General features: G+C 69.3%; 8 protein-coding genes. 2 read left to right on the top strand and 6 right to left on the bottom strand.

Annotated features, from left to right (window positions below):
• Positions 1 to 141 precede the first annotated feature (141 nt).
• Positions 142 to 324 (bottom strand): hypothetical protein, encoded by a 183-nt coding sequence (locus tag LCM15_RS16750; RefSeq protein WP_224858413.1) that lies wholly within the window; start codon positions 322 to 324, stop codon positions 142 to 144.
• Positions 325 to 404: 80 nt separating this feature from the next.
• On the opposite strand from LCM15_RS16750, the gene LCM15_RS16745 reads away from it, so the two are divergent.
• Both LCM15_RS16745 and LCM15_RS16740 read left to right on the top strand, forming a co-directional pair.
• Positions 405 to 926 (top strand): CBS domain-containing protein, encoded by a 522-nt coding sequence (locus tag LCM15_RS16745; RefSeq protein ID WP_224858411.1) that lies wholly within the window; start codon positions 405 to 407, stop codon positions 924 to 926.
• 179 nt (positions 927 to 1,105) lie between these two features.
• On the top strand, positions 1,106 to 1,276 hold the full coding sequence (locus tag LCM15_RS16740; RefSeq protein ID WP_224858410.1) for a hypothetical protein: 171 nt from the start codon (positions 1,106 to 1,108) through the stop codon (positions 1,274 to 1,276).
• A gap of 305 nt (positions 1,277 to 1,581) precedes the next feature.
• Here LCM15_RS16740 and LCM15_RS16735 read toward each other — a convergent pair whose 3' ends face one another.
• The 5 genes from LCM15_RS16735 to LCM15_RS16715 all read right to left on the bottom strand — a co-directional run bounded on the left by LCM15_RS16735 (position 1,582) and on the right by LCM15_RS16715 (position 6,282).
• Positions 1,582 to 2,565, bottom strand: coding sequence for a serine hydrolase domain-containing protein (locus LCM15_RS16735; protein WP_224858409.1), 984 nt, complete (start codon positions 2,563 to 2,565; stop codon positions 1,582 to 1,584).
• Positions 2,566 to 2,742: 177 nt separating this feature from the next.
• A complete protein-coding gene (locus tag LCM15_RS16730) occupies positions 2,743 to 3,498 on the bottom strand; it encodes an ABC transporter ATP-binding protein (protein ID WP_224858407.1) in 756 nt (251 codons plus the stop codon).
• Complete coding sequence (locus LCM15_RS16725; RefSeq protein WP_224858405.1) at positions 3,495 to 4,439, bottom strand: iron chelate uptake ABC transporter family permease subunit; 945 nt, start codon at positions 4,437 to 4,439, stop codon at positions 3,495 to 3,497. Before LCM15_RS16725 ends, LCM15_RS16730 begins: the two co-directional genes overlap by 4 nt.
• Positions 4,432 to 5,367: an iron chelate uptake ABC transporter family permease subunit gene (locus tag LCM15_RS16720; protein ID WP_224858403.1), complete on the bottom strand. Its 936-nt coding sequence runs from the start codon at positions 5,365 to 5,367 to the stop codon at positions 4,432 to 4,434. The genes LCM15_RS16725 and LCM15_RS16720 overlap by 8 nt, the downstream gene beginning before the upstream one ends.
• A 6-nt stretch (positions 5,368 to 5,373) precedes the next feature.
• The gene (locus tag LCM15_RS16715) at positions 5,374 to 6,282 is read right to left on the bottom strand and encodes a siderophore ABC transporter substrate-binding protein (RefSeq protein WP_224858401.1); all 909 of its coding nucleotides are present in this window, start codon (positions 6,280 to 6,282) and stop codon (positions 5,374 to 5,376) included.
• Positions 6,283 to 6,378: the final 96 nt, after the last annotated feature.

Here is a 6,378-nt window from a genome sequence, read left to right as displayed (position 1 = left end):
TCGACAGGGCGACAGGGCGACAGGGCGACAGGGCGACAGGGCGACAGGGCGACAGGGCGACAGGGCGACAGGGCGACAGGGCGACAGGGCGACAGGGCGACAGGGCGACAGGGCGACAGGGCGACAGGATCCGACCAGCGCTCAGCCCTCGGTCATCGGCACGAAGCCCAGCGTCAGCAGGCACCCGGCGGCCACGATCCCGAACAGCCACAGCTGCCACGCTGGGCCCTCCGCCTTCCAGACGGCCCGGTAGCGATAGCCGGCGAGACAGGCGATCACGAACAGCATCGTGGCACTGGCGGGGGTGAGCATCAGCTCGGGCAATCTGCAACCTCTCAGAAACAAGCGCGTTTACAGATGAGCTGATTGCACTAACCTGAAACAGGATCAAGGGAGGTCACGCCATGCCTGCATCATACCAGCCCCACACCGTCGGCGACGACGATCACGAACGGACCATGAGCCAGACCGTCGACACGAATCTCTCCGCCGCCGAGGCGACGGTGCGCCACGTGCTCGACGACAAGGGCGACGACGTGGTCTGGATCCAGCCCCAGGACACCATCGGCAAGGCCGTCGAAGTCCTGCGGGACAAGCGCATCGGCGCGCTTCTGGTGAAGGACCCGCAGGGCGCCCTGGTCGGGATCCTGTCCGAGCGCGACATCGTGCGGCGCCTGGCCGATACCCCGGGCCAGACCCTGCCGCAGCGCGTCGAGGAGCTGATGACCACCAAGGTCGAGACCTGCACCCCCGACGAAACCATCGTTGTGGTGCTGCGCCGCATGAACGATGGCCGGTTCCGCCACCTCCCGGTGATGGAAGAGGGGGCGCTGGTCGGCATGATCTCGATCGGCGACGTGGTGAACTACCGCCTGACGGCGCTGGAATACGAAGCCCTCAAGCTGAAGCAGCTGATCGTCGGCTGACAGCGGGCGTTCCGGCCTGTTTCATGAGCATTTGCATCCCGGTTCCGCACAACGCGGGGCCGGGATTTTTGCTGCGCTGCAGCGCGATGCGAAATCGAAAATTGCAAGCCCAACCGGCAACATGCGGCATTGTGTCACGACAGATCCGTGCTACCGTTCCCCTTAGGGAGGAACTCAACATGATGCTTTTCATCGTCGGCCTTGGAATCGGCCTTCTGATCGCCACACCGTTCATCGCGCTCGTGCTTGGGGCAGGCGTGCTGACGCGCGACCCCGCGACACAGCGGGCCGAGATCGAAAGCGACCCGTATCTCGTGAACGTCGTGCGCTTCCCGCCGAGCCGGGCCTGAACACGCCACTTTGGACGTTCGAAGGGCCTGCTCGACCTGACGGTCGGGCAGGCCCTTCACGTCCGCCTGTCCGCATCGGTGAGGCGGCATGGGGCAGGCGCCACCGTTCCTGAATGGATTCGGGGCCGAGACGGGGAAGTCGCCGCCTTGCTTTGAAAGGGCACGGGGTGGCGGGCGACTCGCCCCTCGGCAAGGCTGAGACTGCCACGCAGAATCGTGCCGGAGAGGATGGCGCCCTAGCAACGCGCACTCCGCCACGGAAGATCATCCAAGCGCGATTTCGCCCTCTGCGTCGGCCTGCAAGCTCAGCCGAGCGCGAGAATCGGGCCGTTGAGCAGCCTCATCAGGTCGCCGAAATAGCCGTCCGAGCGCGCGGGCCGGGTCGGGTCGGACGTGATGGCGACGGCGAGGTCGCGCTCCGGGTGGGCGGCGATGATCTGACCGCCATAGCCGCGCCCGAGGGTCCAGCCGCTGTCGCTCAGGAACCAGCCGTAACCATAGCCAAGCCCCGACCAGCGCGAGCGGGTGCGGGCCTCCTGCGAGGCGGCGACCCAGTCGGCGGGCAGCACCTGCGTGCCCTCGTAGCGTCCACCGTCGCGCATCGCGACGGCCACGCGCAGCATCGCCTCCGGCGTCAGCGCCATTTCATTGCCGCCGAAGTAGAAACCCTGCGGGTCGCGGGTCCAGGGCGGGATCGAGACGCCGAGCGGCGTGCCGAGGTGGCGCCGCGCCAGCGTCAGCAGGCTGTCGCCGGTGGCGGTGGCGATCGCGGCGCCCAGGACATGCGTGGTGCCGGTGGAATAGATCATCGGGCCACCGTTCTCGGCCACGCGCGGCTGGCGCAGCACGTAGGCGACCCAATTCGACTCACTGACCCATGCGCCGTAATTCGCGCCCGAAGTGCGCTCGAGCCCGGCGCGCAGGGTGACGAGATCGCGCATCGTGAGATCTTCGACGCCCTCGGTGGCGCCTGCGGGGATCAGGACGGGGGCGACATCGCCGAGCCGGGCCTCGACGCTCTCGATGCCACCCGCGTCGATCACTGCGCCGAGGATCAGCGCCAGCAGGCTCTTCGAGCAGGACTTGATATTGGCGACGCGGGCCAGACCCGGGCCGCGCGGCGCCTCGGCCAGCAGCGTCTCGTCGCCGCGTCGGACCTGGATCGAATGCAGCTGCTCGAGATTGGTCGCGAGATCGCGGATCGCGTCGGTGCCCTGCTGCGCGCGCAGGAGCGACGGCGCGGCAAGGCCTCCGGCGAGGGCGAAGGCAAAAGTGCGGCGCGACAGCATGGGCGAGGGTCCTGCGGTTTGCATATCCCAAGACTTGGCCGGCCTGCCGCGAAAGGAAACCCGCGCGATCCGTTGCGCGGGTCACGTCTCATCAACTGCGGGTGAGGCGGCGCCCAAATCATACAAGGCGCGCGATCTAACATGGGCTCGCGTGACCCAAGCCCCCGCGCGTGCCCTTTACCGCGCCACCACCACGGGCCGGCCCTTATGGTGCAACAGCTCGAACGGCGTGTCGAACACGTCGCGCAGTGTATCTTCAGTGAGCACCGCCGCACTCTCGTCCTGCGCCACGATCCGCCCGTCCTTCATCGCCACGATATGGTCCGCCCAGCCGGCCGCGGCGTTGATGTCGTGTAGCACGATGACGATGCTGCGCGTCCCGTCGCGCGACAGCCCGTGCAGCCGGGCCATCAGGTCGCGCGCATGGCGCGGGTCGAGCGCGTTGAGCGGCTCGTCGAGCAGCATCCACGGCGTGTCCTGCGCGTAGGTCATGGCAATGAAGGCGCGCTGGCGCTGACCGCCGGACAGCGTGTCGATGGTGCGCTCGGCCAGATCGGACAGCGCGAAGGCCACGAGCGCCCGGTCCACCGCCTCCTCGTCCTCGCGGCGCGGCCGGCCCTGATGGTGCGGCCAGCGCCCGAAGCTCACCAGCTCGCGCACCCGCAGCCGGCTGACCAGCGCCGGCGATTGCTGCAGCAGCGCCACCGTGCGGGCGCGCTGCCGGTGCGGCACGGAGAACGGGTCGATCCCGTTGATCCGCACGCTGCCCACCGACGGCGTTTCCAGCCCCGAGATGCAGTGCAGCAGGGTCGACTTGCCGGCACCGTTGGGGCCGATCAGCGCGGTGATGCCGCCGCTCTCGATCCGGGTCGAGATCTCGTGCAGGATCGGGGTCGGTCCGGCATGGTAGCTCAGCGAGGAAATCTCGATCATCGACGTCTCCGTTTCAGCACGAGGAAGAGGAACACCAGCCCGCCGAAGAACTCGACGATCACCGCCAGCGCCGACTGGCTGCCCATCAGGCGCTCGAACAGGAACTGCCCGGCGACGAGGATCAGCGCGCCCAGAATGGCGGCGGCGGGCAGCAGGACGGCATGGCGGTGGCTGCCGGTGACCTGCCGCGCGAGGCTGGCGGTCAGCAGGCCGAGGAATGTGATCGGCCCGACCAGCGCCGTCGCGACCGAGACCATCGCCGCCATCAGCAGCAGCGCCGTCATCACCACGCGGTCGTGGTCGAGCCCCAGCCCGCGGGCGGTGTCTCGCCCAAGGCCCGCCACGTCCAGCGCCGGGGCCATGCGCAGCGCGACCGCCAGCGCCGCCAGCAGCACCACCGCCGAGAACGCCAGCTGCTGCGGGTCGACCCGTCCGAAGCTGGCGAACATCGCCTGTTGCACGACGGCGAAATCCGACGGGTCCATCAGCCGCTGCACCATGCTTGCCAGCCCGCGCAGCAGCACGCCAAGGATGATCCCCGTGAGGATCATCCGGGTGATGTCGCGCGCATCGCGCCGCAGCAGCAGGCCGAAGAGCGCCACCGAAGCCGCACCGAGGGCAGCGACCTCCATCAGGAAGCGCGGCCCGGCGGGGATCGCCGCCGCCCCGACGCCGCCCAGCAGCAGGACGAGGAGCGTCTGCATCAGCACGAAGAGCGCGTCGAAGCCCACGAGGCCCGGGGTCAGCAGCCGGTTGCCGGCGACGGTCTGGAACAGCACCGTCGCGGCGCCGGTGGCCGCGCCGACACAGACCAGCGCGCCGAGCTTCGCGGCGCGCAGCCCGAGGATGAAACCCATCGGCGCGCGCAGGTGCCACGCAAGGAAGGCGCCGCACAGAACCAGAAGGGCAAGCGCAAGCCAGAGGACGCGCCGCTCAGCCATGACGGCGCGCCGGGGCCGCGTGCAGCAGCCAGAGGAAGACACCGGCGCCGAACACCGCGACGACGGTGGCGGCGGGGATCTCGAACGGGTAGCGGATGGCGCGCCCGATGATGTCGGCGGTCAGCAGCAGCAGGCCGCCGCCCACCGCGATCAGCGGCAGGTTGGCGCGCAGGTTGTCGCCACGCCAGCGCGCGATGAGGTTCGGCGCCACGAGGCCGACGAAGGGAAAGCCGCCCACGGTGACCAGCACCAGCGCGGTGATCACCGACACCACCACCAAACCCAGCGCGCGGGTCTGCGCATAGTCGAGCCCGAGGCTGCGGGCCTGCGCCTCGCCGAGCCCGAGAATGGTGATGCGGTCGGCGATGACGTATAGGAGCACCGCCAGCGCCGCGATCGCCCAGAGCCACTCGTAGCGCCCGATCATCACGCCCGAGAACTCGCCCAGTTGCCACGCGCCAAGGAACTGCATCAGGTCGGTCGCCCAGGCGATGTAGACGCAGACCGCGCCGATGATGCCGCCATAGACGATGCCCACGATGGGCAGCAGCATCGGGTCCTCGCGCGGCAGACGCGCCGCAAGCGCGAGGTAGCCGATCATGCCCAGAAGCGCCGAGGCCGCCGCGATCAGCATCTTTCCGGCCACCGCCATGCCCGGCACGATCAGCGTCACCGCCAGAAGCCCCAGCATCGACGCCTCCGGCGCGCCGGTGAGGGAGGGTTCGACCAGCCGGTTCTGCACCACCTGCTGAACCACCACCCCCGCCAGCGCGAGCCCCGCCCCGGCGAGCAGCGCCGCGGCGGTGCGGGGGATGCGGCTCACCATCAGCAGCCACCCGGCATCATCGCCGAACGAGGCCGCGCCGAGCGACAGGCTGACCACGACGAGCGCGGCCAGCAGGGCAAAGGTGAGGGTCCAGAGGCGCAACTTTGATCAGCTCTCGCTGTCGGCGCCGAAGGCCGAGATGATCTCGTCGAGCGTGTGCATCATCGAGCTGGCGCCGCCGCCCGAGATGTACAGGGGCGCGGCGTCGAGATAGACGATCTGGCCTTCCTGCGCGGCGGTGCTGCGCGCCACGAGCGGGTTGTCGAGGGTCGCGGCGGCGGCCTCGCCATCGGCGCCGATGGCGGCGGCGCGGTCGATCACCAGCAGCCAGTCCGGATCGGTCTCGGCGATGAACTCGAACGAGATCGCCTGTCCGTGGGTGTCGTCCGACAGGCCCGGATGCGCCTCGGGAAGATCGAGCGCGCCGTGCAGCCAGCCGAAGCGGCTGTTGGCACCATAGGCCGAGATCTTGCCGCCATTGGTCAGCAGGATGAGTCCGTCGCCCTTGCCGGCGACGGCGGCGCGGGCCGCCTCGATCTTGGCGTCGAGCGTCTCGGTCAGCTGGGCCGCCGCGTCCTCCTTGCCGAACAGGGTGCCGTAGGCGGCGATCCGGTCGCGCGCCTGTGCCACCATGTCCTCACCCCAGATCGTCATGTCGATCGTAGGGGCGATCTGGCTCAGCGGCGCGCGCTGCTCGGAGGACCGCCCGCCGACAACGATGAGGTCGGGCTGCATCACCGCGAGCGCCTCGAAATCCGGCTCGAACAGGGTGCCGACCACCTCGGCCGAGGCCTTCGCCGCGTCGATTCCGTCAAGGTAGAGCGGGCTGGGCAGGCCGGCGATCGGCTGGCCGAGGGCGGCGATGGTGTCGACCGCGGCGGCATCGAAGACGACGACGGATTCGGGCCGCGCGGGCACCTCCGTCGCGCCGACGGCGGTCTCGACGGTGACAGTTTCGGCAAGGGCAGGGGCAGAGAAGGTGCAGGCAAGAAGCCCGGCAAACAGCATAGGACGCATGAGAACACTCCCGGTGATGGATGGGTGCGTGGCATGGCGTCGGCCGGCTTCGCGAGGCTGATCCCCTGATAACGGATTGTTTCTCCGGCCTGCAAT

It is taken from the genome of Salipiger bermudensis (genome assembly GCF_020171625.1).
Taxonomy (GTDB): Bacteria; Pseudomonadota; Alphaproteobacteria; order Rhodobacterales; family Rhodobacteraceae; genus Salipiger; species Salipiger bermudensis_B.
Note: the sequence above shows the minus strand (reverse complement) of the source record. Positions and strands in the feature narration are given on the sequence as shown.